Genomic DNA, 26741 nt, shown 5'->3' with positions numbered 1-26741 from the left:
ACGCGGCAGGCGCGTCGGATGAACCGCCGCAGGAATCGCTCATCGAAGCGTCTGCGCGACGGCAGGACTACGACGACTGTCCGTCATTTCCCAGCATGGTTCGACGACATGCCGGCGCGCCGCAATGACACGCGTACTGGGCGCGAATGTCGTCGGTGACCGCGCCGTCCACTGACAGACCGTAATTGATGAAAAGCTCCTCCCCGGGTGCGATCGTGGCGAGCGCATGAATGAACACCCGGTCGCCCGTCTCGATGGCCTCGCAGTTGGGGGCGCACGCATGGTTCAGAAAGCGGGCGCTGTTGCCGCCGCGGCTGCCGTCGATCACTCGTCCGCTGGACAGCCCAAACACGAACGTGTGGCCCGCGTCGGCTCGCTGACGGGCGGCGGCGCGCCGCCAGCTGGTCACTTCCCCCTTGTACTCGATCACCCGTTCGCCCGGGGCGATCGGCTGCAGGGCAAACAGTCCCATGCCATGCACTGGTGAGCGTCGTGCGGTGATGCGTCGCAATCGCATGTTGTCGTTTCCTTCGCGACCCTCGGTCGTTGCATGTGGTTGAGCAGCGATGCGAAGCATATCGCCACACAGTCAGGCGCTCAATATTTTTCTTTTTAAAAGCGCAACTAACAGCCAAGGACGGGCCGCGCCAAGGGTTCCGGCTTTGCCGCAACGAGGCTGGCAACGGTCGATGGTTACAGGGAGGTCGTCAAGTCGCATGTCCACGGCATCACGCTGGCACAACCGTCAGCTCAGCCAAACGAGCGGCTGGCCGCCGCTGCGCGCTTGCGCAACCAGTTCATGCAGGCGAACAGGGCGATGGCGAACGCCATCAGCAGTGTGGCCACGGCAAGGATCGACGGGTCGATCTGGTCACGGATGCCACTCCACATCTGCCGCGGCACGGTGCGCTGCTCGGGGCCGCCAATGAACAGAATGACGATCACTTCGTCGAACGACGTCGCGAATGCGAACACACTGCCCGTTGCGACGGCGGGCGTGATCAGCGGGAGCGTGACGCGACGAAACGCGACCCACGGCTGCGCGCCCAGCCCCGACGCAGCGCGAAGCAGGCTTTGATCGAACGACAGCAGCGAAGCCGTCACGGTGATCACCACGAAGGGCGTACCGAGCGCGGCATGCGCAAGCACGACGCCGAGATACGAATTGACCAGGCCGAGCGGCGAAAAGACCAGATAAAACCCTGCCGCGACGACAACGATAGGCACGATCATCGGCGACACGATGATCGGCATGATGATCGAGCGGTAAGGAAACTGCGTGCGGCTCAAGCCGAGCGCGGCGAGCGTGCCGAGCACCGTCGCGATCAGCGTCGACGCCGCGCCGATGCCGATGCTGTTCGCCAACGCGCGTTGCCAGTCCGGCGAACTCAGCGCCTGCGCGTACCAGCGCAGCGAGAAGCCCTGCATCGGGTACGAGAAGAATGAGCCGGAGTTGAACGACAGCGGCACGATCGCGAGGATCGGCGCGACGAGGAAAAAGAAAATGAGCGCGCAATGCACGCGTAGTCCCGCGCCCGCGATGCGTTCCGAGAGTAGCCGGGTTCGTCCGTCTTTCATCTGAGTCTGCCTGTTGATCAACCATACGAAGGAGCGACAACCCATTAGCGTCGGTTGCGCGGCGCGTTAGCCGAAGCGCAAGCGGTCGATACCGACCAGCCGGTTGAAGATGAAATAGAACACCGCCGTGAATGCGATCAGATAGCACGACAACGCACCCGCGAGTCCCCAGTTGAGCTGATCGTTGGTCTGCGACGCGATCAGTTGGCTGATCATTTCGTCGCCGGCGCCGCCTAGCAGGGCGGGGGTGATGTAATAACCGAGCGCGAGCACGAACACGAGAAAACATCCCGCGCCGACACCCGGCAGCGTTTGCGGAATATACACTCGCACGAAGGCCACAGCCGGATGCGCGCCGAGGGATTTCGCCGCGCGCATGTACACGGGCGGGACACCTTTCATCACCGAAAAGATCGCGAGGATCATGTATGGCAGCAGGATGTGCGTCATGCCGATCAACACACCCGTGCGATTGAAAATCAGCGGTAACGGATGATTGATGAGCCCAAAGTGGAGCAACGCGCCGTTGATCACACCACCTGGTTGCAGCAGCACGTACCACGCGGTGGTCCGCACCAGCAGCGATGTCCAGAACGGTACGATCACGAAGAGGATCAGCCGGTTGCTCTGGTCCTCCGGCAATGTCGCGAGCAGATACGCCACGGGATAACCCAGCACCAGGCACAGCAGCGTGACCGTCGCACTGATCGTGACCGTGCGTCCGAAGGCCGCGCGGAAGATGGCGCTGTCCGCCGCGACGGACGTCACCGAGCCATCGGGCGCGACTTGCGCGTCGACGGCGTTCAGCAAATAGTCGGGCGTGGGCGAGATCGACGCACGCTTGAGGAGCCGCCAGGTTTCCGGTGTGTTCCAGCGTTCATCCAGATCGATCAGGGCGGGCTTCCATTGCGCGGGCGTTTGCGAACGTGTGGCACGCGCCGTCTTGAACAGCAGGCTGCGGAACTCTGGTTGAGAGAAGTTCATGCGTCGCGCGATATTGCCGAGCTGGCCGGATTCGCCGGCGTCCTTCAGGTCGTGCGCGAGTGCGGCAAAGGCCGGTTCGCCGGGTACGCCCGCACCGTCCCATCCGGCCAGCGCCGCGCTCAACTGCGGCATGCCGGCGCGCACTTCAGGGTTTCGCACGCTGCGCGCGAGCAGGCTCGCGATCGGCGCGACGAACGTCACCAGCAGAAAGATGAGCAACGGCAAAGCCAGCAGCAACGCGCGCATCGCGGCCTTGCGGCGCGCGGCGCGGAACGACTCGCGGTTCGCGGCCTGCGGATCGCGGCCAAAAGAGGCAGTGGATGGCAGCGGCGTATTCATCGTGCTCGATCTCCCGGGTGACGTTCGTTCGATCTGGCGCTACTGCGTCAGCCAGTTCTGGAACCGCTTGTTGATCGCATCCGCGTTGTCGGCCCAGAACGTCGCGTTGATTTGCAGCGGGCGTTTGAAGTTCTCCGGCGCCGTCGGCAGATCGTTCAGACGCGCCTTGTCGATCAGCGGAATGGCGTCCTTGCGCGGCGGCGCGTACGCGATGTACTTCGACAGGTCCGCATAGGCCTGCGGTGTCGAGGATGCGACGATGAACTTCCGCGCCGCGTCGGCATGCTTCGCGCCGTTGACCACGGCCCACCATTCGTAGTCGTACACCTGTGCATCCCAGACGATCTTGAAGGGCTTCTTGTCCTTGTGCACGGCGTCGTCGATGCGGCCGTTGTACGCCTGCGTCATCACGACCGCGCCGTCGGCGAGCAGTTGCGGCGCCTGCGCACCCGCCTCCCACCAGACGATGCTCGGCTTGATGGTGTCGAGCTTCTTGAACGCGCGGTCGACGCCAGCAGGCGTGGAGAGGGTCTTGTACACGTCCTTGGGTGCCACGCCATCGGCGATTAAGGCCCATTCCATCGCGACCTTCGGCGACTTGCGCATGCCGCGCTTGCCGGGGTACTTGCTGAGGTCGAAGAAATCGTTGATCGTGGTCGGCGCAGATTTCAGCTTGCTGGTGTCATACGCATAGACGGTGGACCATACCATCGCCGCGACGGCGCAATCACTGATCGAGCCCGGCAGGAAGTCACTGGTGTTGCCGAGCAACTTCTTGTCGAACTTGGCGATGAGGCCTTCGTCGCACGCGGTGATCTCGTCGTTGGTTTCGAGGTCGATCAGATCCCAGGTCGGGTTCTTCGACTGTTCCATCGCTTGCAGCTTGGCGAGGCCGCCATCGTAGGACTCGGTGGAGAACTGGTCGCCGGTTTTCGCGGTGAACGGTTCGAACCATGCCTTTTTCGCGGCAGCTTCATACGCACCGCCAAAGGTGACGACGGAAATCGTTTCGGCCGCGTGAACCGTGGCCGTGGCAAACACCCCGAGCGCGCACGCCGCGATGGTGGTCCGGAAGGACGAGAGTGTGGTCTTCATTTCTAGTTGGCTCCTGCGATAAGTGGCGAGGCGGACGAGGGAACGGCAACAGTGGAATAGTCGGCGCCGCCGGACGCGGCGGCGGAATGCGGCGCGGGCGCCATGACGGGCAGCACCTTGCAGTCGTCGCGCCGCCAGGTCACGGCGGTCTGACGGCCGAGCGCGGGCAGGTCATGGTGCTGTGTGTTCGGCAGCTTGACCACCATGCTTTCGCCATGACCGAGCTTCAAATGCACGCGATGATGATCGCCGCAATAGACGAGTTCCTCGACGAGCGCGTGCACGACGTTCATGTTCTGCCGGGTCGCTTCCTGCACGGCGTCCGGCGTCGCCGCGATGTGCGCGCGCTCGGGACGCAGCGCCAGCACCGCCGTGTCGCCCGACGCGAGCCCCGCGCCTGGGCGTCCGCGCACGGTGCTGCCGTCGGCCAGTTGCATCGCAGCCCATTCCCCGCCGTCGGAATCGACGCGACCGGTCAGTCCATTGTTCTCGCCGACGAAATTGGCAACGAACGCATTCGCCGCGTTTTCGTAGAGTTCGGTCGGTGCGGCGGCCTGCTGGATGCGTCCATCGGAAAACACGGCGACGCGGTCCGACATCGTCAACGCTTCGTTCTGGTCGTGGGTCACGTAGACGATCGTCAGCGACAGTTCGCGATGCAGCCGCATGATTTCGTATTGCATGGTTTCACGCAGGCGTTTGTCGAGCGCGCCAAGCGGCTCGTCCATCAGCACCACGCTCGGCTCGAAAACCAGCGCGCGGGCAAGCGCAACGCGCTGCTGCTGACCACCCGACAGTTGCGACGGACGCCGCCCCGCCAGATGCGATAACTCCACCATGTCCAGCACGCGCGTCACGCGCGTTTTCTGTTCGCTACGGCTTATCTTGCGCACCGACAGCGGAAACGCGACATTCTCGGCAATCGTCATGTGCGGGAACAGCGCATAGTTCTGAAACACCATGCCGATATCGCGCCGATGCGGCGGCTTGTCGTCCAGACGCTTGCCGGCGAGGCGGATTTCACCGCGCGTCGGCGCTTCGAATCCCGCGAGCATCATCAGTGTCGTGGTCTTGCCGGAACCGGACGGACCGAGCAGCGAAACGAATTCACCGTGCGCGACATCGAGATCGAGTCCCTCGACGACGCTATGCACGCCGTCGTATGACTTGCTGACGCCGTCGAACGAAATAAATGGTTGGCTTGACATGGGTAACTCGGCAGAGTGTTGGCGGTCCACGTGGGGCGGCAAATCACTTCGCGCCCAGGCGTCCCGCCAGATAGCGGGCGAAGTCGTAATTCGGCCGTTCCAGAGGGCTCAGATGGCCAGGCTTCGCGAGTGGCGCGTGCACGCCGCGAAATACGGCCTCGACGCCGCGCCGGTCCTCGGCGTTGACTTCGTCGAGCAGCGTCTTCAGCGTAGCCATGTAATCGGCGGCCCGCGGATCGTCGACGAAATCCGGTGCGAGGCCGCCGCCGAAGCGGATATGCACGCGGCCGACGCCCCGCGGCTGCAGGATCAGATACCAGAAGTAGCCGGGCGTCAGCGTGATCAGGTGTGTCGGGTAGATCGCCAGCAGCGCGGTGGTACGGCGCCAGTGCCCTTGCAGACGTGTATTGCTGGGATGCGCGTTGCCGATCGGCAGCGACGCTTCCTTGGTGATCCAGTGATAGTTGAACGCGGGCAAGCCCGGCGGACATTCCATTTCTTCGAGCTTCGAGTGCGGCCCGACCGTTGCGCGATGCAGCATCGGCAAGTGGTAGCTCTCCATGAAATTTTCCGCGAGGATCTTCCAGTTGGTGTCCCACACGTGCTCTTCGTGGAAGGTCTCGACGTAGTTGCTCATGCCGTACGGCTCGATCAGCTTCGTCAGCCCGGACAAATGTGATTCCACCGAAGGCGCATGCGCGTTGAGCGTTACGTAGATCCAGCCTTGCCACGTCTCGCAGCGCACGGCAGGCAGCTTGTATTGTTCCATGCAAAAGCCCGGCTGCCGATCCATCAACGGCGCGCCCGCGAGCGAACCATCGAGCGTGTAGTTCCATGCGTGATAGGGGCACACGATCCGGCGCACGTTGCCGCGCCCTTCAAGCAATACCGACATCCGGTGCAAGCAAACATTCGAGAATGCGCGCAATGCACCGCTCGCATCGCGCAGCACGAACACCGGCTGGTCGTCGATTTGCGCGGTCAGATAGTCGCCGCTCTGTGCGAGCGCGCTCGCGCGGCCCACGCACAACCACTCGTTGCGAAACACGTCGCGCCGTTCGAGCGCGAGAAACGCCTCCGACGTGTAGACGGCCGGCGGCATTGCGTGTGCATCCCCGAACGGACGCTCGCAGTTCTCGCGCAGGGCGCGAACGATGTCGAGCTCAGTGTCCGTCGACTGAAGAATGGCTGACATAGGGGGCCCCCCATCAGTGTGTGCATCCGATGAGCACCAATCTAACAATCCAAATTGCTAGGTAAAATATTGTTTTTGCATGCAGTGCATAGCTCAAGCCTATGCCGAGAGGCTTTCCGGGCCGCTAAGCGATGTGGAGGCGCCGAATATACGTTTCACAGAATGCCGAGAAGCGCTTCACAACCTCGCGCGGCTTGACGGCGCCCGATAGTGCGATGCCAAGCGTCGTCGCATTGACGCTTTCCTTGAAATGTTTAATCACGAAGTCTTCGCCGTCCACTGTCCGGGTCGACTTCAGCGGGAAGTTGAGTATGCTGTAACCCAAGCCGTTGGCAACCATGCCACGCACCACTTCAGGCTGTGACGACCGGAAAGCCGCGGTAGGGCGGCTGCCGACTGCGTCGAACAGCGCGGAGAAGTACTCGCGGCTATGCGGAAGGTCCAGCATCACATAGGGCTCGGGCAGCAGATCGGCCAGCGACACTTTGCGGGCCCGTGCAAGCCTGTGTGTTTTAGGCAGGATGACATACGGTGGCAGCGAAAGCAGCGGGGTAAACGCGATTCCATCGGCGATATCGAGGCTGTAGGTCAGCGCGATATCGAGCGAGCCGTCGCGCAGGCCGCTCAAAAGCGTGTCCTGATGCGCTTCCGTCGTACGGAAGGTGACCGCCGGATAGTCCCGCACGAAGCGGCTGATGATGCCTGGCATCAGCGGCGGGGCCAGCGACACCATGCAGCCCAGCGAGATGGAGCCCGACATGCCGCCGTCGATTTCCTTCGCGGTCAGTTGCAATTCTTCGGCGTTCTGAAGCAGATTGCGAGCGTGGCCGAGCAGATCGCGGCCCGGTTGCGTGAGCGACAGCCCGCTGGCGTGATGGCGGATGAACAGTTGGACGCCGAACGATTCCTCCAGATCCGCGAGCGACGTCGAGATAGACGGCTGCGAAATGTGCAGGCGCTTTGCCGCGGCGGTGAACGAAAGCGTCTCGGCCGTGACGACAAAATACCTGAGCTGACGCAACGAGTAGCGTATCGAGTTGCCGTCCATCAGTTGCTCCGTGTTCGGTCGAACCGATTGTCGCTTGCCAATTGTCGATTGCATAGCGAAAAACGATGCAAAGCATTTTTAAAATATAGTTTTTGTTGCCCGCCGCGCGGCGTACATTCTGTCCGACCGAACAGAGAGAGTGACCTGAATCCAGAGCGCTTTTCAGAAGGAGAAGGCCATGTCGGCTGAAAAATTGTCGATCGACACGCTGGTCATAGGCGCGGGTCAGGCGGGCGTGGCAATGAGCGAACACCTGAGCAAACTCGGCGTACCCCATCTCGTGCTGGAGCGCGACCGCATTGCCGAACGCTGGCGTACCTGCCGCTGGGATTCACTGGTCGCCAATGGTCCCGCCTGGCACGACCGCTTCCCTAATATGGAGTTCGAAGGACTCGATCCTGATGGGTTCGCCGCCAAGGATCAGGTCGCCGATTACTTCGAGGCCTATGCGCGCAAGTTCGATGCGCCGATCCGCACGGGCGTCGAAGTCACGAGCGTCGAGCGTCTGAAGGGCCGGGCAGGATTTACGGTCGCAACGTCCGATGGCACGATCGAAGCCCGTCGCGTGGTCGTTGCGACGGGGCCGTTCCAGCGGCCCGTCATTCCCCCCATCGCGCCACAGGACGTCGAGCTCACGCAGCTTCATTCGGCCCACTATCGGAACCCGGCGCAGCTGCCCGAAGGCGCGGTGCTCGTGGTTGGCGCGGGGTCGTCCGGCGTGCAGATCGCGGACGAACTGCAACGCGCGGGCCGCAAGGTTTATCTGTCCGTCGGTGCGCATGACCGTCCGCCGCGCGCCTATCGCGGTCGCGATTTCTGCTGGTGGCTGGGTGTACTCGGCGAATGGGACAAGGAAGTCGCCGTGCCGGGACGCGAGCATGTGACCATTGCCGTCAGCGGCGCGTATGGCGGCCAGACCATCGATTTTCGCAGGCTCGCTCATCAGGGCATGATGCTGGTCGGCACGACGAGATCGTTCGCGAATGGCGTTGCGACCTTCGAACAGGACCTCGCCGCCAATCTGAAGCGTGGCGACGAAAACCTGAGGTCGCTACTGGACGCGGCCGACGACTACGTCGAGCGCAACGGCGTGGACCTGCCGCAAGACCCCGACGCACGCCTGATTCCACCCGACCCGGAGTGCGTGACGCATCCGCTCCCGGAACTGGATCTGAAGAAGGCGGGTGTGAGCACGATCATTTGGGCCACCGGCTACGCCGTCGATTTCAGCTGGCTGCACGTGAACGCGTTCGACGATAAGGGCAAGCCGCAGCATCAGCGCGGTGTATCGAAGGAACCGGGCGTGTATTTCCTCGGCTTGCCGTGGTTGTCGCGGCGCGCGTCGTCGTTTATCTGGGGCGTCTGGCACGACGCAAAGCACATCGCCGATCACATCGTCACCCAGCGCAAATACCTCGCGTATCGCGACACGTCGCAGCGTCGGCAGGACGCACGCGGCGTGCATGGCGCGAATCCAACCGATACCGCGTGCGACGAATCGCACGCGCCGAACACCAAAGAAGTGGGAGTGAACTGATGCCTACGCATACCCGCATCCGCATGTTCAATACGAAGGATACGTACCCGAACCAGTCGCTCGATAACGATCTTTGCCAGGCGGTTCGCGCGGGCAATACGGTCTATGTGCGCGGCCAGGTCGGTACGGATTTCGACGGCAACCTGGTCGGTCTCGGCGATCCGAGCGCGCAGGCCGAGCAGGCGATGAAGAACGTCAAGCAACTTCTCGAGGAAGCGGGCAGCGACCTGTCGCATATCGTCAAGACGACGACTTACATCACTGATCCTCGTTATCGCGAGCCGGTGTACCAGGAAGTCGGCAAGTGGCTGAAGGGCGTGTATCCGATTTCGACGGGGCTGTGCGTCAGCGCGCTCGGCCAGCCGCAATGGCTGATGGAAATCGACGTGATCGCCGTGATTCCGGACAACTGGAAGCCATCTCAGGCGTGAGGAGCTACCCATGACATTCTCGATCGTCGGACGTTGTGGCAAGACCGGTCAGCTTGGTATCGCGATCAGTTCGTCGAGCATTGCGGTGGGTGCGAGGTGTCCGTGGGCGCGCGCGGGCGTCGGTGCGGTGGCGACGCAGAACGTGACGCAGCCCGCGCTCGGGCCGCAGATTCTCGATCTGCTTGAAAGTGGGCGTATCGCGGCGGATACGGCGCTCGAACGGGCGCTAGGCGCGAGCGAATGGGGCGAATACCGGCAGGTGACGGTGGTCGACAGTGAGGGGCGAACCGCGATGTTCACCGGCAAGGAAGCACTCGGCGTGCATCACGCCGTCGCGGGAAATCAGTGTGTGGCAGCGGGCAATCTGCTCGCCGGCAAGCCGGTGATCGACGCGATGGTGAAAGCGTTCGAGAGCGCACAAGGCGTGCTCGCCGATCGTCTGCTGCACGCGATGCATGCGGCCGTCGAAGCTGGCGGAGAAGCAGGGCCCGTGCATTCGGCGGCTCTGAAGATCGTCGCTACACACGTCTGGCCGATCGTCGATCTGCGTGTCGATTGGGCCGACGACGATCCGATCGGCAAACTTGCCGCGCTTTGGCAAGCGTATCGGCCGCAGATGCGGGACTACATCGCACGCGCGTTGAATCCAACCGCGGCGCCGAGCTACGGAGTGCCCGGCGATGAGTGAGTTGTCGAGCCGTGCGCTGCTCGAACGGCTGATCGGTTTTGCGACTGTCAGCCGCGACTCCAATCTGGAACTGATCGGCTTCGTGCAGCAATACCTCGCGGATCCAGGTGTGGACAGCGAGCTGTTCCATCACGCCGAGCGTACCAAGGCCAACCTGTTCGCCACGATCGGTCCGCGAGAGCGTGGTGGCATCGTGCTGTCCGGGCATACCGATGGTGTGACGCGATGTTCGCTCGCCTCGCTGAACATCTCAAAAGCGTGAGGTAGCCTGCGCGTCTGCGGTGCAAATCGGGCGTGAGGGGTTCATCAGGACACGCGCTCCGCCACTTCGAGCACGAAGTGCGCGACCACGACCACACCGGTGATCAGGGTCGCGAGCCAGCAGAGCGCGCGTAACGACCAGTGCGCGACGATTTCGCCGACCGCTTCTCGTTTCGCACTCAGCAGCACCAGAAGCACCAGCACGGGCGTAATCGTCATACCGTTGACGATGGCGCTCCAGTACAGCGCCTTGACAGGGTCGACGTGCCATAGGCCGAGCGCAACGCCAAGCAGCGTCCCGAGCCCCGCGAGCGCAACGAGCAGAACAGCAATGCGCCGATCACGCCGTTGGCCGTGGGGCCAGTCGAACGAACTCGCGACCGCTTGCGCAGCGGAACCCCCAAGCGAAGGTAGTGCGAGCAGCGCTGAGCCGATCAGTGCAAGCCCAAGCAGTGTGCCGGCGTAGCCATCCACTAGCGGTTCGAGCACCCTGGAAAGCTCCATGGGCTCGCCGGGCCGCGTCTGTGCACCATGCAGCGTCGCCGCAGCCGCAATCATGATGCACAATGCGGCCACGCTCGATAGCGCGGTGCGCGTCAAGGTCTGCATGCGCGCCCGGCGAAGCTGCTCTGACGAACGTCGATCGCCTCGCGCCGCGTGCTGTTCGTGCTGTCGATGTTCTTCCTGTGCTTCCTGCTCGGCCTGCGAAAAAAGCAGATAGGGACTCATCGTCGTACCGAGCACGGCCATCAGCATCGTGACGAAATCTTCTTTCCACTCGACGTGCGGCACGAGCGAGCGCAGCACGACCGTGTGCCAAGGCACATCGACGATCAGCAGCACGCCGGCATACGCGAGCATCGGCAGCATCAACCATTTGAGCACCTGCGCATAGCGCGCATAGGGAATGAACCACTGCAACGCAATCGAGGTGCAACCGCATGCGAGGGCAAGCAACCAAAGCGGCCCATGAGTGAAGCGTTGCACGACCGCGGCCATCGCCATCACATTGACGGCGATATTCAGCGTATTGGCAATCACGAACCGCGCCACCGCCAAATAGAAGAACACCGGCGAATAGTGCGCGCGCATGTTCGCGGTCAGGCCATGTCCAGTGACGGCGGCGACACGCGTCGAGACCAGCTGCAACGCGACCATCGACGGATACGACAGCACGCAGGTCCACAGCAGGTCGTAGCCGTACCACGCGCCCGCGAGTGAATAGGTGGCGATCCCGCTGGGATCGTTATCGCAGCCGAGACTTGCCAGCCCCGGCCGCAGATCGGCGGCCCACGAGCGGGCGGGCTGCGACGAGGCAGCGTGCGTATTACCTTGTGCGGCGCGGGGCGCGGTGCCCCTGTCGGGGGAAGAGTGCATTCGCCTGACCGTCGGGAAACCAGGGATGCTGTAGCGCTCGCACGAAACGTTCCTTCGTCGACTCGTTTCGCGGCACACATATTCAGCGGATGTGACGCTATCGGGGGCGACTATCAGGACTCCCGCAGGCTGACGATACAATGTCACATCTTCAACGCGCGCCGACCAGCGCGAAACGCTCGTCGACCGCGGCGAGCGAACGACCAGTCTCCGCGATAGCTCCCCGCAAGTGAGGTCTCAATGCCCAGGCGTCTTTTCCGCGCTGCGGCAATCGAAACGGACTCAAAGCGGTGAATGACACACTCGGCCATACTGCATCGCAGCTGACTCGCTGCGTTTGCCTGAATTTCCGACCTGCTTCGGCAGGGATGCTGGATGTGCCGGACAAAGTGACAGTTGCGACGAGCCGCTGAAGAAAATCGCTGGAAAGGAGAAATCTTGAAAAAGACAGGATTCACGGTTCTGATCATGACGCCTTGCACGGGCGCGCGCGCATCGGACTACGCTGAGGTCTGGAATCCACCAGAGGCACGCGCGAACATGCTTCGAGTGACGACTCGCGCCGCATCCGTCAGGGTCGTGCGCTAATGGAAACGATCGACTACGACGGGTACACGTTGTGGGGGCATGCCATCCTTCAGCAGGAAGGCGAAGGCATCCTGCAACCGGAGCGGTATGCGGCGAGCGGAACCATTACGCGAGGCGGAAAGCTGATCGAAGCATCAGGCATTCTGGGACTATTCGATAGCGAGGAGGAAGCCCACCATGCAGGCCTGGATTGGGCGCGCGCGTGGGTGGATGCTCATGGATGAGCTTGCGCTTGGCAGGGTAGTCGAGAGGCTTGGAGCCGTTGCCGTTGGTGGGCCGGGAGGACGCGCCAGCGGATCGACTCAAACCTACGCTTCCCGCTTGCTGCGCCCATACAGCAGCAACATTGCCGCTATCACCGCGCCGTAGATGATCTGACGTCCCGGCTCGGGCATCTGCGCGACTGAAAGGATCGACTGCAGCAGCGTGATCAGGATCGCGCCAGCCACGGTGCCGAGGTATGAACCTCGTCCACCCAGAATCGATGTGCCGCCGAGCACGACTGCCGCGATCGCCGGCAACAGTTAGGCATCGCCCATCGACTGCGCTGCCTTCGACGCATAACCGGCGAGCAATACGCCGCCGAACGCCGCGAACGCGCTGCACACGGCGAATGCGGCCACGGTCACGAGTCGCGTATTGATGCCGGACAGATACGCCGCGCGTTCGGTATTGCCGATCGCGTACAACGTGCGGCCGAAGGTCGTACGCGACAACAGGAACACCGTGGCGCCGCCGATCACGAGCCATAGCGCGACGGCATTCGGCACGCCCGGTACGAGCCAGCCCGCCGCGAGCCATCGCATCACCTGTGGGGCGGAATCCTGCGGCGACGATCCGCCGGTATAGACGATCATGATGCCCTGTGCGACCGCATTGGTCGCGAGCGTTGCGATCATCGACGGAATGCGCAGCAGCGCAACGAGGATGCCGTTGACGACGCCGATCAGCATGCCGCAACCAATCCCGACCGGTATCGCGAGGATCCGTCCGAGTTCGCCGTGCCCCGCTACCGCGCACGCCATCATTGCGCCGACGGTGATGGTCCACGGCAGCGACAGGTCGATGTGGCCGAGCAGGATCACCATCATCAGGCCAGTCGCGATGATGCCGAGGAACGCGCCGACCTTCAGTTGCAGCAGGATGTACTCCGGCGACGTGAAGTTGCGCGAATACATCCCGCCGACGAGCAGCAGCGCGACGATGCACGCGAACGCGATCACGATCGGTTTGTCGATTCTGCGCGTGAGCCTCGACACGAACGTGGTCCGACTGGTCGCTGAAACGTGGCTCATTGAAACCACTCCAGACGGTTGCGTACCTTGAACAGCCCGCATGCGCCGATCGCGACAGCGAGCAGAAGAATCACACCCTGGAATAGCGGCTGCCACAGCGCATCGACGTTGAACACGAACAGCAGGTCACCGATCGAGCGAAACGCGAATGCGCCGAAGATCGCGCCAATCGCGCTGCCCTTGCCGCCGAGCAGCGACACGCCGCCGATCACCACTGCGGCGATCGAAAACAGCGTGTACGAGTTGGCGCTGCCGAGGCTCGCTTCGCGGGTGTCGGTGAAGAACGTCAGGAATAGGCCGCCGATCGCAGTGAGCAGGCCGGCCAGCGTATAGCTGGCGAACTTCGCGCGGCGGATCGGCATGCCGGACAGAAAAGCCGCAGGTTCGGACGAGCCGGTCGCGTACGCCGCGCGCACGGCGATGCAGGCGCATCTGGCGCGCGTGGTCGGCGAGTTCACACGAGCCTGGCGTTAGCCAGACCGTGTTCTGCGGTGCGCGCCGCAAGCTGCAACGGCACTGCCCCAATCCGTTCGCCTTCCGCTCGGTCACGGCTCTGATTCATCGCCGGCAATCTGGTCGAGGAACCGGGCCAGTCGTTCGGTATCGGCGTGCGTCCAGCCCTCGGGAGGCACCACGCTGGCCCAGCCGTTGACGTAGTCCTCCGACGAGTAGTTGTGACCAAAACCCGCCGGCACGCCGAGTTGGTGAATCAGATCGCCCACCGCCTGCACGCCCGAGACGATGGGAAACCAATGCATGGCGTCAGGCACGTCGAAGCCACGTGGCCGAGCCAGCCATTCGGGCGGCCACCAGAACGCACTGGCACTCCAGAACACGGCCGGATCGGCCGGGTGCTGAAGGTACACGATTCGCGGGGCCGGCCAGTCGGCGTCCAATGCCACCTGATGCGGATCGCGGTTCAAGAACCGTACCGAACGCCCCCCATTGAAGATCGGCTGCCAGAAGGGAGACCCGCTATCGCGCTCGCGAGTGAGTTGCGAATGGATCGGGTTGCTTTGTTTGGCGCCGACGATCAGCACGCCATCCGTTCTGGCCATCATGTTGGCCACCGAGGCAGAGGCGTCTTTCCCGACGAAAGGCGCTTCCACCCCCGCGGCGCCGAGACTCTTGCCGAACAGAACGAGCTTTGGCCGTCGTTTCGGCGGGAGCATCGACCATCGGGCGCGAACCGCGTTGAAGAGCGTGATACCCGCCTCGTTCGCGAGACCAGCATCCATGAAAATCGCGAGTCGGCTAGGCAGGAAAGAGTATTGGATCGCCACTATCGCCGTGTCGCCACTGTGCAGTTGCTCCAGCGAAGCCGCGGCTTTGGGGACTATCCAGCCCGTGCCGGTGGGTATCCACACGACCAGCACTTTCCGCTCGAACCCGCCCGCGCGCTCGAGCTCGCGCACCGCAATCTGCGCACGCTGCTCGAGGGAGTCCGCGGAACGCACTCCCACGTAGACCCTCACCGGATCGACCAGTCTCGCATCAGTCCCGTGGAACTTCGCAAGCTCTTGCTTGTTTGTCGCTGTCGCCACGAAGCCGCGCCCCATGCGGCCCAAGGTGTCCCATGCGACGAACGACGTGCTGCTGCCCGACACCGCCGGCGACGTGGGGGCCACGATTCCTTCAGCGGTGTCTTCGTTCGCCCGCCCGTGGACGAAGTTGGCGGCCGTGTTGAGGGCGGGAAGCGCCACTGCGCGAGCGAGCGCCATGCCAATCACGATGACGAGCAGCGCTGTTGCCGGCACCGAAACGATCGGGGGCACGTGACCCTGGACGACCTGCTTGACTGCGGCGACACCGCGCGCCGTCAATCGCCCGATGACTACCAGCAACACCGCGCTCAACGGCGACAGGACGCTCACCAGCACGGCGTCGAACCAGGCGATCGGCGCCATCCCCATGAAACTACGCTGCTCGTTCTGCCAGCCGAGCCATAGCTTCGAGCCAACGAATAGTGCAATGAGCCACGCCGCTGCCAGAACGATCCAGCTGCGCCGTCGGATCTCGCTGCCGGCCACGCGCCCCCATCGCTCCAGCAGCCGATGCACGCCGCGGCCGAGCAATGTGCCTATCCCATAGCCGATGGCCAGACAGAACGCGCCGACCACGGTTTGCGTTCCCCACGACCGCGGAATCAGTGTCGGCGTCAGTGACTGCCACCAGAACACGAGCGCGAGCAGCGAGCCGCTGAGCGTCGGCGTCCAGGACGTGCTTCGAAGCCCGGCGGCTACCGGCTCATGGGAGTCCCGCATGCGTGCTCGCTCGGATTGGCACAACTCGCACCTCGTTTCCGCGGGTCACCCGCAAAGGAGTTGATGACGCGGCCAGCCTTGATTCAGACTCCGCCAGGAGGGCAGTAATGGAAGATGCCGCCGCATGATCAGCCACGACGATGTTTTCCTGATTACCGCGCGCAACGCGACACATGGGGGCAGCGGAATGGACGGGGCTGCTCCGATCTCGTGCGATGTTTCTCCTGCGTCGAAAAAACGTCAACGATAAACCGGCCATGCGTCGCATTGTATTTACCTTTCTGTCCCCCGAACAACATCGTCGCTCTGCGCGCATCGTGTTCAAACATCGATGGACCGGCCTGTCGGTGGCGACGTCGCGCGAGCGAGGGCTTTACGGAGCTTGCGCGCACGCTGCTTGCCCGTCGCGCTGGTCGCTACCCGGTGGCACGATCAAGCGGTTCGAAACCCGCTGGTTGAATTGACCGTCGCAAACCAAGCCGAATATCTGGAGCATTGCCGACGCTACGCAGTTGACCGGCAAGGCAAACAGGCCAGATAGCGAGATGGTGTTGCGATTGTCGCAAGACTTCCAGGAAGACCCGGTGTCTCCGGTCGCTTCTGTCTGCCGCACGAAGCTCGAAGGGATCATAGGCAAACGCGGCGACGCGCCATACCGCTCCGAAAGGGCGCGCCGGCGCGAGCCATTAAAAAACGTCCTGGCGCGTTGCGGGCCGAGCGACCGCGTCTCGGAACCTGCGCCTTTGAGAAGGCGTCGACAACATCGAATCGACAAAGGTGTGCGCCCGATTTTCTCCATACTTGAACGCTTCATGCTCGGTCAGAAAATCGAACTGTTCCGGAAAACTCAGCAGTTCCTGTTCCGGATTGCCGGGCAACGTCACGGTCCATGACACGCGATAACGGCGATATTTGCCACCGAGCCAATGCGTCTTCGATAGCGTAACGTTCACCTCGATATTGCAGCCGCGATACGGCGCATATTCCTGAATGGACATCGCTTTTCTCCCACAACTGAACGCTTGCCACGTACGTCTGCTTTGCCGGCGGTTGCGCGCGGCCTCCAGATCGGCGGGATAGTCGATCTCGTCCGCGACCGGGACATAGACGCTCGCCCCGCTGGACGCGCCGTTCGGCCGCGAAAAACGCGCAGCCCATGGGTGTCTCCGTTATGCATTCCGTGTTGACGATGCACATCGAGCAACGCGCGTTCCCGCGCGGCAACCATCGTCTCGGCCCGCAGCGCGGCTGCGCTCGTGGCCATTCCCCCGATCTTCGTGACGCGGCGCTCGCGCACCGGCTGAACATCAAGGCGATTCAGGTGGCGGAACGGGACTTCCAGGTCGCCAAACGCCGCAAGGCGCGAAACGAGTTCGTCGACACGTGGTCCGTCGACGCGTTCGTGGAAGAGGGCATGCAGCCGGCGGAACCACGATGGGGTACGCATGAACGGCATTGGCCTGCGGACGCGCATCGGCACGGGTAAAGCGCGCGGGACACACAGCCGGCCACGCCGCGCCGACGGGCTCGATCAACTCGATGGCACCCGGTGATCAAGGCCCGGGAAGGAACTGGATGTCTCCGTACCAGGCCCGTGTCGTGGCACCGGTATTGTCGGTATCGGTCAGCAGCCCGTAGCCTGTGATTCGTCCTGGCGGCTCGTGAAAGACCCGCTCATAGTCTTGCACGATATTGCGGCGCAGGCTTTGCCACTGACCCGCATCGCCAGGCAGACCGGAGACCACGATCATCTGTACGCGGTTCGTGTGAGGGTTGGCAATGACGGTACCCGGCGCGGCGGTGGTCGACCACACGTACATCAACGTGGCATAGGGCAGATCTTCGCCACTCAGTTGCTTGGCCAGCCCCATCTTCGCCCGGTCGAAAAGCGACAGCTTGCTCTTGTCTCCGGCAAACATGAACACCAGCCTCGCTGGCGCGTCTTCCTTCGACGCCACGCGGTTATCGGCGCCTTCGATCGGTCTATCCGCTTTCCAGCGCCATGCCACGACGGGAGTGCGAGCGAGGTCGATATCACCCTCGTGCATCAGCGCGGACGCAGAGCGGTTCGCGTCCGCCTGCAGCACAGTGGTGTGGTCGTCGTGAACGAGCGTGTATTGCGTGATGGGCTTGCCGCGCGCGACCGGCAGGTTCTTCCAGCCCGCGGGCAGCGATGCGCCGGGCTCGAACGAGGAAAAGGCGATACCGGGCTTTTCGTCCTGGGCAAGGATGGGCGGCGACAACAAAAGAAGCGCGACGCATGCGGCGATCCAGGCTGACGGCGCTGTTCGTTTTTGCGCTCGACGGCGCGAGGGAAGATGCACGGCAGGTCGCATTCGTATGTTGGATAGCGTCCATTGTAGTGGGCTCCTCGGGCGACGTTTCAGCGGAGCTTTCACGTCGGCGGTTGAGGTTCTGTTTGCTGCGTCGTAGCGTTTGCATGACGAGGCTCGCAACGCGCCGCGCGGTATTCCCGTCGCGTCGTGCGGCGCGCGAGGGTTTGCTATCAATGACCGTGGTCGCCGCCACTCATCACAGGCGTCAATTTCCCACATATTGGGGAAACTCCCTGGCTACGTAAAAATCGTAGTCCGACTTAACAAAGTTAGAATGACGGCTCTAAGACGGCTTCAGACCGTCTGCCTGGCCAACGGCCCGGTGTGGGAACGACCTTCACGAATCGCAGTGGCAGCGCTCGCCGTGTCCGCGAGAACCTTAGAGATATTCTGTGAGCAGCCCAAAACAGATGCCATTTACCCTATCCATTCCGACCGACGTGTCGCAACTGCCCAACCAGTTCCTCGCCGGTTATTGCGCGCTGATACGGCTGAACGTGGATACATACAGGTCCGCGGTCACGGGTGCCGCGCTGCACTGGGAAAGCGTATTGCGCGCCCAGACGCCTGAACAGTTCCTCAGACGTCAAGCGGATGTGTTGCCTTGGCTTACCCTGCAGTTCGCCGGATACACCCGCGGCTGGATGGATATCGCGTCTGAAACAATCAGACCGTGCCACGCCGGCGGCGATCACGATGACGAGCGTGAGCTCCACGAGGACACCAGGCCCGCTGGCCTGCCGGCCTGCGCAACGGGCGTCGACGCGATGATGCGCGCGGCCGTGCCGCCGGAAGTGCAGCCGGACCGCGTGTCCGTCGCCGAGGCACAGGTCGGGGAAATGGTCCGCGCCTTTCTCGAGCGCGTCGAAAAGGCGACGCCTGACACGGCGCAACGACGAGGTCCGCCTCGCACACGTCGCTCGTCAACCCGATAGGCGACGAGCTTCCACCAATCCTGCCGGGTCCGGTATTCGCGTGCTGCCGACGCAGCCGTGGCCGGATCTGGTCACCCGTTCCTTCGTTCCCGCCGTGAGGTAAACGACATGTTGAGCCCGCACGAAGTGGCCACGTTGTTGCTGTTGAAGGATGCGCCTGAACGAATTGATTCGGATCGGGCAGAGCTTGGCGCGCTCCGCGAACTGCAGTTGATTGCGAATGAGCCAGCTGGGCCAGGCTTCCGGTTACCTCGCGTCACGCCGCGCGGCGACGCCGTGCTGCGAGCGTTCGCACGGGTCCGCTGACCGGTGCACAGACAACGTATCTGCGACCTATACACGTTGGGTGGCCGCCTGCGCCGCCGCTCGGCAATCGTGTGCACGAACAGCTTCGCCAGTGACTGTCGCTGAGCACGGCAGCGCGCAGCGGGGACTTCGTCACGGTCGCTAATCACACCACCATTCTCCCGCGCGGGGAACGAGTTATGCGACGGCTCGCATAGGGGCCCGAGGTGCGATATGCCAGATTCTCGGTGAAAAGTTATCGGGAGAGTCGCAGCTGCGCCTCGATCTCCGAAGTGGACGCAAAAGTCTATTGCTGCCGCTTCAAAGCGACTGACACTACGCTCGCGCCAGCTTATGAAATATCTCGCCCGGGCTGCCGCACTTGCTGGCCTGGCCATCGCGGTCTGGCTCGTCTGGCACGCCGACGCGCAGAAGGTGCTTGGTTTGATGCGCGCGGCCGGCGCCGGGCTCGCGCTTGCAGGGATGGTCCACGTTCTGCCGATGCTCGCCAACGCAAGGAATTGGCAAATGCTGATGCGCGGCGCGATACGCCCGAAGCTGTTCGCGGTACTGCGTCTCGTCTGGATTCGGGAGTCCGTGAACGGCATGTTGCCCGTTGCCCGAGTGGGCGGTGAAGTCGTGACGTTTCGCATGATGCGCAAACGGGGCATGGAGCCTGCCCCGGCCATGGCGAGCCTCGTCGTCGACCTCCAGCTCACGCTCATCAGCGAAATGCTGTTCGCCATTGCGGCCATCGGTTATCTGATCGCCCATGCCGGCTCCAGGGCGTTGCACCTCGCAGCCAGGCTCGGAGGCGGCATCGCCATTCTGGCGGTTCTGCTCCTGGCGTTTTCGTTCGTGCAGCGAGCGAGTCCGTTCGCGCGGCTCACGAAACTTTTCAATCGCATCACGAGCGGCAAGTTCCGCTCGCTCGTCGGCGAGTCGGTGCGCATCGATCAATCGATCAGTGAGCTCTGGCATCAGCCCGGCGTCATCATCCGTTACCTGCTCATCTGGCAATCGCTCCAATGCATCGGAACGGCGCTCGAGCTATGGCTCGCGCTCTATTTCCTGTCGGCAAAAGCAGGTTTCCTGCAGGCAGTCGTACTCGAGTCGCTCATCCAGGCGCTCAGTAGCGTCGTGTTCTTTGTGCCTGGCGCACTCGGCGTTCAGGAAGGTGGATTTCTGCTGATCGGCACGGTGCTTGGTTTCCATCCGCAGCTTTGCCTCGCGCTCGCGGGTGCGCGCCGTATTCGTGACATCATCGTCTTTCTGCCTGGACTGACCGCCTGGCAGGTGGAGGAGTGGCGCGACAAGCGGCGACTTCGTACCGAGGGAGGTCGGGGCCCGAATCATGATGCGAGACACAGGAAAACATGATGCGGTCGTGGTGTTCGGCGCCTTCGATCGCCACAACCTGGGTGACCTGCTGTTCCCTCACGTCGTCGCAAAACTGCTTGCGTGCGACGACGTGATCTTCGCCGGGCTCGCGGAGCGCGACCTGCGCGTCCACGGCGGCCACGCTGTTCAGGCGCTCGCGCAACTGGCCGCCGAACGCGGCAAGGACCGTGTGCATATCGTGCACGCAGGCGGCGAGATCCTGACTTGCGGCGACTGGGAGGCGGCGGTGATGCTGCTGCCGTGGGACCAGGCACAGAAGATCATCGCGCGACTGGAAACGCACAACGACGAGCGACGCGCGTGGGCACGTGCGCTGACGGGTCTCGATGCGCTTGCCCCCTACATGACGTCTCGCGAGATGTTTCCCTGTGCGTCGAGCGTCACTTATCAAGCGGCCGGCGGCGTCGATGTGGAGCGACTCGATCCCGGGATGCGCGCAGAAGTCCTGTCGAAGCTCGCGCAAGCCGACGACGTCAGCGTGCGTGACATCCACACCCAGAACGGGCTCGCCGCAGCAGGCATTCTCGCGCGGCTCGTGCCGGATCCGGCGGTGATGGTGACGGAGCTGTTCGGCACGAACATTCGCGCGTGCAAGGAACGAAGCGGCGTGGCGGATTTGCAAAGGGCGTTTCCCGAGGGGTATGTCGCCGTGCAGTTCAGTGCGGATTTCGGCGACGACGGAACGCTCGGTGTGCTTGCGCGCGAGCTCGATCGCGTGTCGAACGAGAGCGGGCTTGGTATTGTGTTCTTTCGAGCGGGTGCGGCGCCCTGGCATGACGATATGGCCTGCTACGAGCGGATTGCGGCACGGATGAAGGTCTCACGTACGCAACTCTTCCGTTCGCTGGAGATATGGGACATCTGCGCACTGATCGCAGACGCCACGGCCTACGCGGGAAGCAGCCTGCACGGACGGATCGTCGCGCTGGCGTTCGGCTTGCCGCGGGTGAACTTCTTCCATCCGGCGCGCGCGAACGACACGACCAAACAGTCCGCGTTTGCCGCGACGTGGGAGCCAGCGTGCGTGCCGGGCAGCGTCGGGATCGAGGCACTTTCGCAAGCAATGCTCCATGCCCTGACGATCGACCGGACGTTGCTGCGGCGCACGGCCACACACCTCGCCGCTCGCTATCGCGAGGGATTCTCGCAGACGCGAGCGGCAATGTGTTCTGCTTGAAATGCAGGGCTTCGCGCGACGAGCGGCGTCGGCGCGGTCGTGTAATCTCGCGAAGCTCGATCGTTCTTTCCTCAGCCCACGTGTACGAGCGAGCGTGTGGTGCGAACCGTGGACGGCCGGTCGCGCAGCAGCAGTGGCATCAAGCGCCGATTGGCTGTCTGCGCCGCCCATTCGCAATACGCGGGGCTGCCGAGCACCCAGCCGTTGAGCGTCGACTGCATCAGGTTATTGATCTCGCGTTCGTCAACAGGCTGTGCGCCCAGATCGCGATAAGCCTGGTGGCGCTCGAACGGCGTATTGCCGAGCGCCCGGTACAGTGGATGGTCCTTGATGAACCTATCGACACGCAGCCCGATGTGGTGCGCGCAGCTCGACCACGGGTAGTTTCCCGGCTCGGCCGCCAGGCCATTGCGCACCGGCGCCTGATCGATGACCTGGCTCGCGAGCAGGAAATACCGGTCGGGCTCAATCACTGTCGACCGGTACTCGCCACGCCATACCGCACCGCGGCGTCCATGGCGGCGGTTGAAGGTCTCGGCATAGCGACGGCCAACCGCCTGCATTGCCATGGCGACGCTCGACTCGTACGAAGGCGTGACGAGGAACTGTACCGCATCAGGCATGAGCACCCACGCATGGACCGCCAGATCGGCGACGCGCGCTGCGTCTGTCACGCAGGCGAGGAAGTACAGGTAGTCTCCTTCGTCCATGAAAGCGGGTCCCGCGAGTCCCTGCAAGATAACGTGCTGCGGTTGATCGGGGACGTAGTGCCGTGCAAGCCGTGCCATGCTGAATTAACCGGAGATCCGATGTGAGAAAGCGGTCCGACAGATATCGGACGCGGGACCGTGTGTAACGTGCTAGAGGAAATTCTATCGATCATGTCCGTGCATTTGCATCACGAACAGGCCTTTTTTATGGCCTCTGTTCGTTGATTTGCCGATCGCACCCAGTGTCTCTTATGCCAATGCTGAATTGCAGCGCCGCGCTCGGACGTTGATCGACGAACGCTTCGCATCGCAGCTCTATCCCTTGTCGAACAGACTTGAAACCCGCGAGATCGTTTTCGCGGTCAGAACCAGCAATGCACCAGCGATGCTGTAATCGACGTGATGCATAACGTCGGCCAGATGGAAAACGGATAGCGCAATGATCGGGTGGTACATCGCACGGCTTATCAGGCGTTTCATCGGTATCTCACGCTACTGTGTTTGCGCGAAGCGGTCAGTTGCTGTGCTTGAACCGATTCGTGCAAGTTGGGTGACGCGCCAGGTTTCCAGAGTCCGAGGAAGGCTTGTTGGCGAAGTACGGATGACGCCGATCCGTGATGTTCCTTCCTGTCATGAACTCTGCCCGCGGCAAGCCATTGCCGTCCTGCCCGTGCGTCGATCTTTCTTGTCCGATCGTCCACTTCTTGCCGATGCATCGCGTGCGCAGTGCGGGCGTCCACAAAGTTCGTCCTGTCATCCTGGCGAAGCGCACGTTCCGTGGTGCGCTTTTTGCCAGGCACGAGTCTTCAACGGACCCGCAAAGCGCTTCATAAGTCTCGCGAAAAACGTCAGTAAGGGAATTGTCATCAAGTGAGGTTGCGGGTATAACATGGAGCCCTTGGCCATCCTGAAGAATGAACGGCGGCAAGGTTTCTCGCCCGGGAAATCGCATTTCACGCGAGCTATCCATGGATGCAGTCTCTGAGGTTCTGCGCGCTGTTCGTCTGAGCGGCGCCGTGTTTCTGAACGGGACACTCACCGCGCCGTGGTGTCTGATCGGTCGCACCGATGCATCGCTCTGCGGCGCTTACTTGCCGCCTTCGGAGCGCGTCGTTTCTTATCATCTGATCATAGAGGGGAGTTGCTGGGCGACGCTGGCCGACGATCCCGGTTCGGCGATTCACGTCCATGCCGGCGAACTGATCGTGGTGCCTCAGGGTGAAACGCACATCATCGGCAGCGCGATCGATATCTCCCCTGTGCCGTCGGACTCGCTACTGGCCGGGCAGATGGCGACAGCACCCGGTGAAGTGATGACGCTGTCCTATGGCGGCGGGGGCGCTGTGACGCGCATCGTGTGCGGCTTTCTGGCCTGCGACGATACTTTGAGCAATCCGCTGCTCTCATCGCTGCCGCGACTGTTCAAGATCGACATGCGCCAGGATCCGCGTGCGGCATGGCTCGAGTCGTCTCTCAAACTTGCTGCCGCGGAAGCGGCCGACTCGCGCGCGGGCGGCACGATCGTGCTTGCCAGGCTATCGGAACTGCTGTTTGTCGAAGCAATCCGTAGCTGTATTGAAGCGCTACCTGATAACCAGACCGGGTGGCTCGCCGGCGTGCGTGACCGCTACGTTGGACGCGCGCTCTCGCTGCTTCATGCGCAGGCGGCGCATGCGTGGACCGTCGAGGAACTTGCGCGCAAAGTGGGCCTGTCGCGTTCCGCGTTGGCGCAACGCTTTACCGATCTTCTGGGGCAGCCGCCCATGCAATACCTCGCGAGATGGCGCATGCAGATTGCAGCGCACGAACTTCTGATCGGTAGCAAGCCGCTCAACGCCGTTGCGGAACAGATTGGCTATGAGTCGGAAGCCGCATTCAGTCGCGCGTTCAGACGCGAATTCGGCATGCCGCCGGCCGGCTGGCGCAAGAGCAAAGGAAACACGAACGGCGTGGCCACATCAGCGCAGCACGCGCAAGCTACGCGTGGCGTTGCCGCACTGCGGGATCAGTGATGCCTGCCGTGACGCGCCGCGCTGTCTCTATCCACTCAATTGTCGAGCTGTGCGACCAACGTGACGAAACGGCGTTTCAGTCATATCGTCCGGCGACTCGATCATAGAACTTCAAGACTCCCAATCGTAAATTGAGCGTGCCGGAAAGCCAGATCATCCGACTGGCTCTGCCCGGTGAATCGACACTCAACGCCAGACCGCATCGCGGTCCATATTGGGAGAACTTCAATGAACGCAATATTGCGGCTGTCCGATCGCGATCGCTACGCCCGATGCATTCGCGCTTCGAAGATGGTCAGTTGGGACATCGACCGTGACGTGATTGGAGGCCGTACCTTCGACATGTCCCAGAAGTATTTGCCGGACGGGCTGTCGCTGGTGCCGGATTTCATCATGCTCTCGGAGGCTGAGAAGCGGTTCGTCAGCCAGATTCAGGGGCGCACATACGCGAACGTGTTCGGGCTCGTCGAGCGCTTCATTAACGCCAAGGTGCTGGAAGTGAGCCGAGACTACTGGCTCGGCGATCAGGTGGCACTCGAAGCGCTCGTGCGTTTCAGCGACGAAGAGCTTAAACACCAGGCGCTGTTTCGCCGCATCGAAAAAATGATCGGCGAAACGCTGCCCGCGGGTTACCGCTTCGACGTCGATCCCGATGCGCTTGCCGCCGTGGTCCTCGGCAAGAGCACATGGGCGGTGCTGGCCATGACGCTGCATATTGAACTGTTCTCGCAAATTCACTACCGCCAGAGCATTCATCCTGACGATCAGTTATCCGAGCTGTTCAAGGATGTATTTCTGTACCACTGGAAGGAAGAAAGTCAGCACGCCATTCTCGATGAGCTGGAATGGAAGCGGCACGACGCTACGCTGACAGATGCGGCGCGCGACAACGCGGTCAACGAGTTCATCGACCTGATGATTGCGATCGACGGCATTTTGGGCGGGCAGGCGACAGCGGACTCGCGGTATTTCATCGCGAACTGCGGGCGTGCCGTCGTCGAGGCAGAAGCCATGTCGATCGAAGCGAATTTCCATCATGCCTACCGGTGGCAGTACCTCCATTCCGGTATGCATCACCCCCATTTCGCGGAAGTGCTCGATCGGCTCGTCTCCGAAGAGCAGGGGATGCGTATCCGGGCCGCACTCGCCACACTGCATTGAGCGAGCCCGAACACACACGAATCATCCAGCTAAAGGTGCGCGCGGCGAGGATCTGCGTTTCATCAGTCGAGTCCCTCGTGCTTCATGGCAAGCTGGACGGCCGGACGCGCGCGCATCAGTTCGGCAAAGTTTCGCAATTTCTCCGGCACTTCGATGCCTACCTTTTTGGCCCAGAGCAGCATCGTGAACAGATAGGCGTCCGCCACACTCGCTTCGCTGCCGAACAGGTATTCGCCCTTGAACATGGTGGCGATCAACTGGAAGCGTTGACCGAGCTTCTCGCGCGCTGCCGTTGCTTCAGCATCCGAAGTGGGCTTGAAAACACGGCTGAACTGCTTGTGGATTTCCGTCGAAATGAACGCGAGCATCTCGAGCAGGCGCAGGCTGCCGGGTTCGCTATTCGGCGCAAGGGCAGGCTTGCGCTGTGCGACCCACGAAAGAATCGCGATATTCTCGGTAAGCCGTTGACCATCATCCATTTCGAGGGTTGGGACGTAACTCTTTGGATTGATCCGATTGAACTGCTCCCCAGTCTCGGTCTCCTTGGACTTCAAGTCGACGCGAATCCTTTCGAAAGTGAGATCGGCCTCATGCATTGCGATATGGTCGGCGAGGCTGCAGGCACCAGGCGAATAGTAGAGCTTCATGATAGGGGTCCATTTTCGTGAGATGAAGTGAACCGTTTCAACGCAGCAAAGGGCGTGCCGCCGCCGTCGACACCTGGAACGAGAGTTCGACGTCGAGCGTCGATTGCGATGGATGAACTTTGGCATAATTGCCGCATCGCTGCGCCGGGCACTGTCCGTTTTGACTCGCGCCACGTCCACAAGGGTCTT

General features: G+C 62.4%; 27 protein-coding genes and 2 pseudogenes. 14 read left to right on the top strand and 15 right to left on the bottom strand.

Features of this window, described 5'->3' with window-relative positions:
• Positions 1-67: 67 nt before the first annotated feature.
• The 7 genes from OKW38_RS03920 to OKW38_RS03890 form a co-directional block, all read right to left on the bottom strand.
• Complete coding sequence (locus OKW38_RS03920; RefSeq protein ID WP_090811862.1) at positions 68-517, bottom strand: SET domain-containing protein; 450 nt, start codon at positions 515-517, stop codon at positions 68-70.
• A gap of 233 nt (positions 518-750) precedes the next feature.
• Positions 751-1578 carry an ABC transporter permease gene (locus OKW38_RS03915; protein WP_090810989.1) on the bottom strand — a complete coding sequence of 276 codons (828 nt, stop codon included), beginning with the start codon at positions 1576-1578 and terminating at the stop codon, positions 751-753.
• A 66-nt stretch (positions 1579-1644) separates the two neighbouring features.
• Positions 1645-2901: an ABC transporter permease gene (locus OKW38_RS03910; RefSeq protein ID WP_429360055.1), complete on the bottom strand. Its 1257-nt coding sequence runs from the start codon at positions 2899-2901 to the stop codon at positions 1645-1647.
• Between the two features lie 39 nt (positions 2902-2940).
• The gene (locus OKW38_RS03905) at positions 2941-3996 is read right to left on the bottom strand and encodes an ABC transporter substrate-binding protein (protein WP_429360053.1); all 1056 of its coding nucleotides are present in this window, start codon (positions 3994-3996) and stop codon (positions 2941-2943) included.
• 2 nt (positions 3997-3998) lie between these two features.
• A complete protein-coding gene (locus OKW38_RS03900) occupies positions 3999-5204 on the bottom strand; it encodes an ABC transporter ATP-binding protein (protein ID WP_429360051.1) in 1206 nt (401 codons plus the stop codon).
• A 43-nt stretch (positions 5205-5247) separates the two neighbouring features.
• Positions 5248-6399, bottom strand: a complete 1152-nt coding sequence (locus OKW38_RS03895; RefSeq protein ID WP_429332714.1) for an SRPBCC family protein — start codon at positions 6397-6399, stop codon at positions 5248-5250.
• 124 nt (positions 6400-6523) lie between these two features.
• Positions 6524-7447, bottom strand: a complete 924-nt coding sequence (locus tag OKW38_RS03890; RefSeq protein WP_429332715.1) for a LysR substrate-binding domain-containing protein — start codon at positions 7445-7447, stop codon at positions 6524-6526.
• A 178-nt stretch (positions 7448-7625) separates the two neighbouring features.
• On the opposite strand from OKW38_RS03890, the gene OKW38_RS03885 reads away from it, so the two are divergent.
• The 4 genes and pseudogenes from OKW38_RS03885 to OKW38_RS03870 form a co-directional block, all read left to right on the top strand.
• A complete protein-coding gene (locus OKW38_RS03885; RefSeq protein ID WP_429360049.1) occupies positions 7626-8984 on the top strand; it encodes a flavin-containing monooxygenase in 1359 nt (452 codons plus the stop codon).
• Positions 8984-9415: a RidA family protein gene (locus OKW38_RS03880; protein ID WP_090811000.1), complete on the top strand. Its 432-nt coding sequence runs from the start codon at positions 8984-8986 to the stop codon at positions 9413-9415. The genes OKW38_RS03885 and OKW38_RS03880 overlap by 1 nt, the downstream gene beginning before the upstream one ends.
• Before the next feature lie 10 nt (positions 9416-9425).
• Positions 9426-10103, top strand: a complete 678-nt coding sequence (locus OKW38_RS03875; protein ID WP_429332717.1) for a DUF1028 domain-containing protein — start codon at positions 9426-9428, stop codon at positions 10101-10103.
• Positions 10096-10323 (top strand): annotated as a pseudogene (locus OKW38_RS03870) (acetylornithine deacetylase); the annotation flags it as partial. The gene OKW38_RS03875 and the pseudogene OKW38_RS03870, both read left to right, overlap by 8 nt.
• 86 nt (positions 10324-10409) lie before the next feature.
• Here OKW38_RS03870 and OKW38_RS03865 read toward each other — a convergent pair.
• Positions 10410-11741 carry an NRAMP family divalent metal transporter gene (locus OKW38_RS03865; RefSeq protein ID WP_429360047.1) on the bottom strand — a complete coding sequence of 444 codons (1332 nt, stop codon included), beginning with the start codon at positions 11739-11741 and terminating at the stop codon, positions 10410-10412.
• 587 nt (positions 11742-12328) lie between these two features.
• On the opposite strand from OKW38_RS03865, the gene OKW38_RS03860 reads away from it, so the two are divergent.
• On the top strand, positions 12329-12553 hold the full coding sequence (locus OKW38_RS03860; RefSeq protein ID WP_018422453.1) for a hypothetical protein: 225 nt from the start codon (positions 12329-12331) through the stop codon (positions 12551-12553).
• 84 nt (positions 12554-12637) lie between these two features.
• Here the strand turns inward: OKW38_RS03860 and OKW38_RS03855 are convergent.
• The 3 genes and pseudogenes from OKW38_RS03855 to OKW38_RS03845 all read right to left on the bottom strand — a co-directional run bounded on the left by OKW38_RS03855 (position 12638) and on the right by OKW38_RS03845 (position 15888).
• Positions 12638-13624: pseudogene (locus tag OKW38_RS03855) on the bottom strand (ABC transporter permease).
• Entirely contained in the window at positions 13621-14082 is a 462-nt protein-coding gene (locus tag OKW38_RS03850) for an ABC transporter permease (protein ID WP_429360045.1), read from the bottom strand. The pseudogene OKW38_RS03855 and the gene OKW38_RS03850 overlap by 4 nt, the downstream one beginning before the upstream one ends.
• Before the next feature lie 87 nt (positions 14083-14169).
• Positions 14170-15888, bottom strand: a complete 1719-nt coding sequence (locus OKW38_RS03845) for an alpha/beta hydrolase (RefSeq protein WP_429360043.1) — start codon at positions 15886-15888, stop codon at positions 14170-14172.
• A 215-nt stretch (positions 15889-16103) separates the two neighbouring features.
• Between OKW38_RS03845 and OKW38_RS03840 the strand changes: the two genes are divergently transcribed.
• The 3 genes from OKW38_RS03840 to OKW38_RS03830 all read left to right on the top strand — a co-directional run bounded on the left by OKW38_RS03840 (position 16104) and on the right by OKW38_RS03830 (position 17374).
• Positions 16104-16352, top strand: coding sequence for a hypothetical protein (locus OKW38_RS03840; protein ID WP_143037295.1), 249 nt, complete (start codon positions 16104-16106; stop codon positions 16350-16352).
• A 48-nt stretch (positions 16353-16400) separates the two neighbouring features.
• Complete coding sequence (locus OKW38_RS03835; RefSeq protein ID WP_429360041.1) at positions 16401-16781, top strand: hypothetical protein; 381 nt, start codon at positions 16401-16403, stop codon at positions 16779-16781.
• A gap of 263 nt (positions 16782-17044) precedes the next feature.
• Complete coding sequence (locus tag OKW38_RS03830) at positions 17045-17374, top strand: hypothetical protein (protein WP_429360039.1); 330 nt, start codon at positions 17045-17047, stop codon at positions 17372-17374.
• Between the two features lie 67 nt (positions 17375-17441).
• Here the strand turns inward: OKW38_RS03830 and OKW38_RS03825 are convergent, their stop codons facing one another.
• On the bottom strand, positions 17442-18212 hold the full coding sequence (locus OKW38_RS03825) for a DUF3047 domain-containing protein (RefSeq protein ID WP_429360037.1): 771 nt from the start codon (positions 18210-18212) through the stop codon (positions 17442-17444).
• Positions 18213-18616: 404 nt separating this feature from the next.
• Between OKW38_RS03825 and OKW38_RS03820 the strand changes: the two genes are divergently transcribed.
• The 4 genes from OKW38_RS03820 (at position 18617) to OKW38_RS03805 (ending at position 22022) form a co-directional block, all read left to right on the top strand.
• Entirely contained in the window at positions 18617-19159 is a 543-nt protein-coding gene (locus OKW38_RS03820) for a phasin family protein (RefSeq protein ID WP_429360035.1), read from the top strand.
• A 108-nt stretch (positions 19160-19267) separates the two neighbouring features.
• On the top strand, positions 19268-19465 hold the full coding sequence (locus OKW38_RS03815; RefSeq protein ID WP_184024187.1) for a hypothetical protein: 198 nt from the start codon (positions 19268-19270) through the stop codon (positions 19463-19465).
• A 333-nt stretch (positions 19466-19798) separates the two neighbouring features.
• A complete protein-coding gene (locus OKW38_RS03810; RefSeq protein ID WP_090811015.1) occupies positions 19799-20824 on the top strand; it encodes a lysylphosphatidylglycerol synthase domain-containing protein in 1026 nt (341 codons plus the stop codon).
• Complete coding sequence (locus tag OKW38_RS03805) at positions 20799-22022, top strand: polysaccharide pyruvyl transferase family protein (protein ID WP_429360033.1); 1224 nt, start codon at positions 20799-20801, stop codon at positions 22020-22022. Before OKW38_RS03810 ends, OKW38_RS03805 begins: the two co-directional genes overlap by 26 nt.
• A 71-nt stretch (positions 22023-22093) precedes the next feature.
• On the opposite strand, the gene OKW38_RS03800 is transcribed toward OKW38_RS03805, so the two are convergent.
• Entirely contained in the window at positions 22094-22810 is a 717-nt protein-coding gene (locus tag OKW38_RS03800) for a transposase (protein WP_429332724.1), read from the bottom strand.
• A gap of 237 nt (positions 22811-23047) precedes the next feature.
• Positions 23048-23212, bottom strand: coding sequence for a hypothetical protein (locus tag OKW38_RS03795; protein WP_184069678.1), 165 nt, complete (start codon positions 23210-23212; stop codon positions 23048-23050).
• A gap of 488 nt (positions 23213-23700) precedes the next feature.
• On the opposite strand from OKW38_RS03795, the gene OKW38_RS03790 reads away from it, so the two are divergent.
• Positions 23701-24744 (top strand): AraC family transcriptional regulator, encoded by a 1044-nt coding sequence (locus OKW38_RS03790; RefSeq protein WP_090811021.1) that lies wholly within the window; start codon positions 23701-23703, stop codon positions 24742-24744.
• Between the two features lie 228 nt (positions 24745-24972).
• Entirely contained in the window at positions 24973-25905 is a 933-nt protein-coding gene (locus OKW38_RS03785) for a hypothetical protein (protein WP_090811023.1), read from the top strand.
• Between the two features lie 62 nt (positions 25906-25967).
• Here OKW38_RS03785 and OKW38_RS03780 read toward each other — a convergent pair whose 3' ends face one another.
• Positions 25968-26552 carry a glutathione binding-like protein gene (locus OKW38_RS03780; protein ID WP_090811025.1) on the bottom strand — a complete coding sequence of 195 codons (585 nt, stop codon included), beginning with the start codon at positions 26550-26552 and terminating at the stop codon, positions 25968-25970.
• Between the last annotated feature and the right edge of the window lie 189 nt (positions 26553-26741).

It is taken from the genome of Paraburkholderia sp. MM5496-R1, assembly GCF_050436205.1.
In the GTDB taxonomy this organism is placed as follows: domain Bacteria; phylum Pseudomonadota; class Gammaproteobacteria; order Burkholderiales; family Burkholderiaceae; genus Paraburkholderia; species Paraburkholderia tuberum.
Note: the sequence above shows the minus strand (reverse complement) of the source record. Positions and strands in the feature narration are given on the sequence as shown.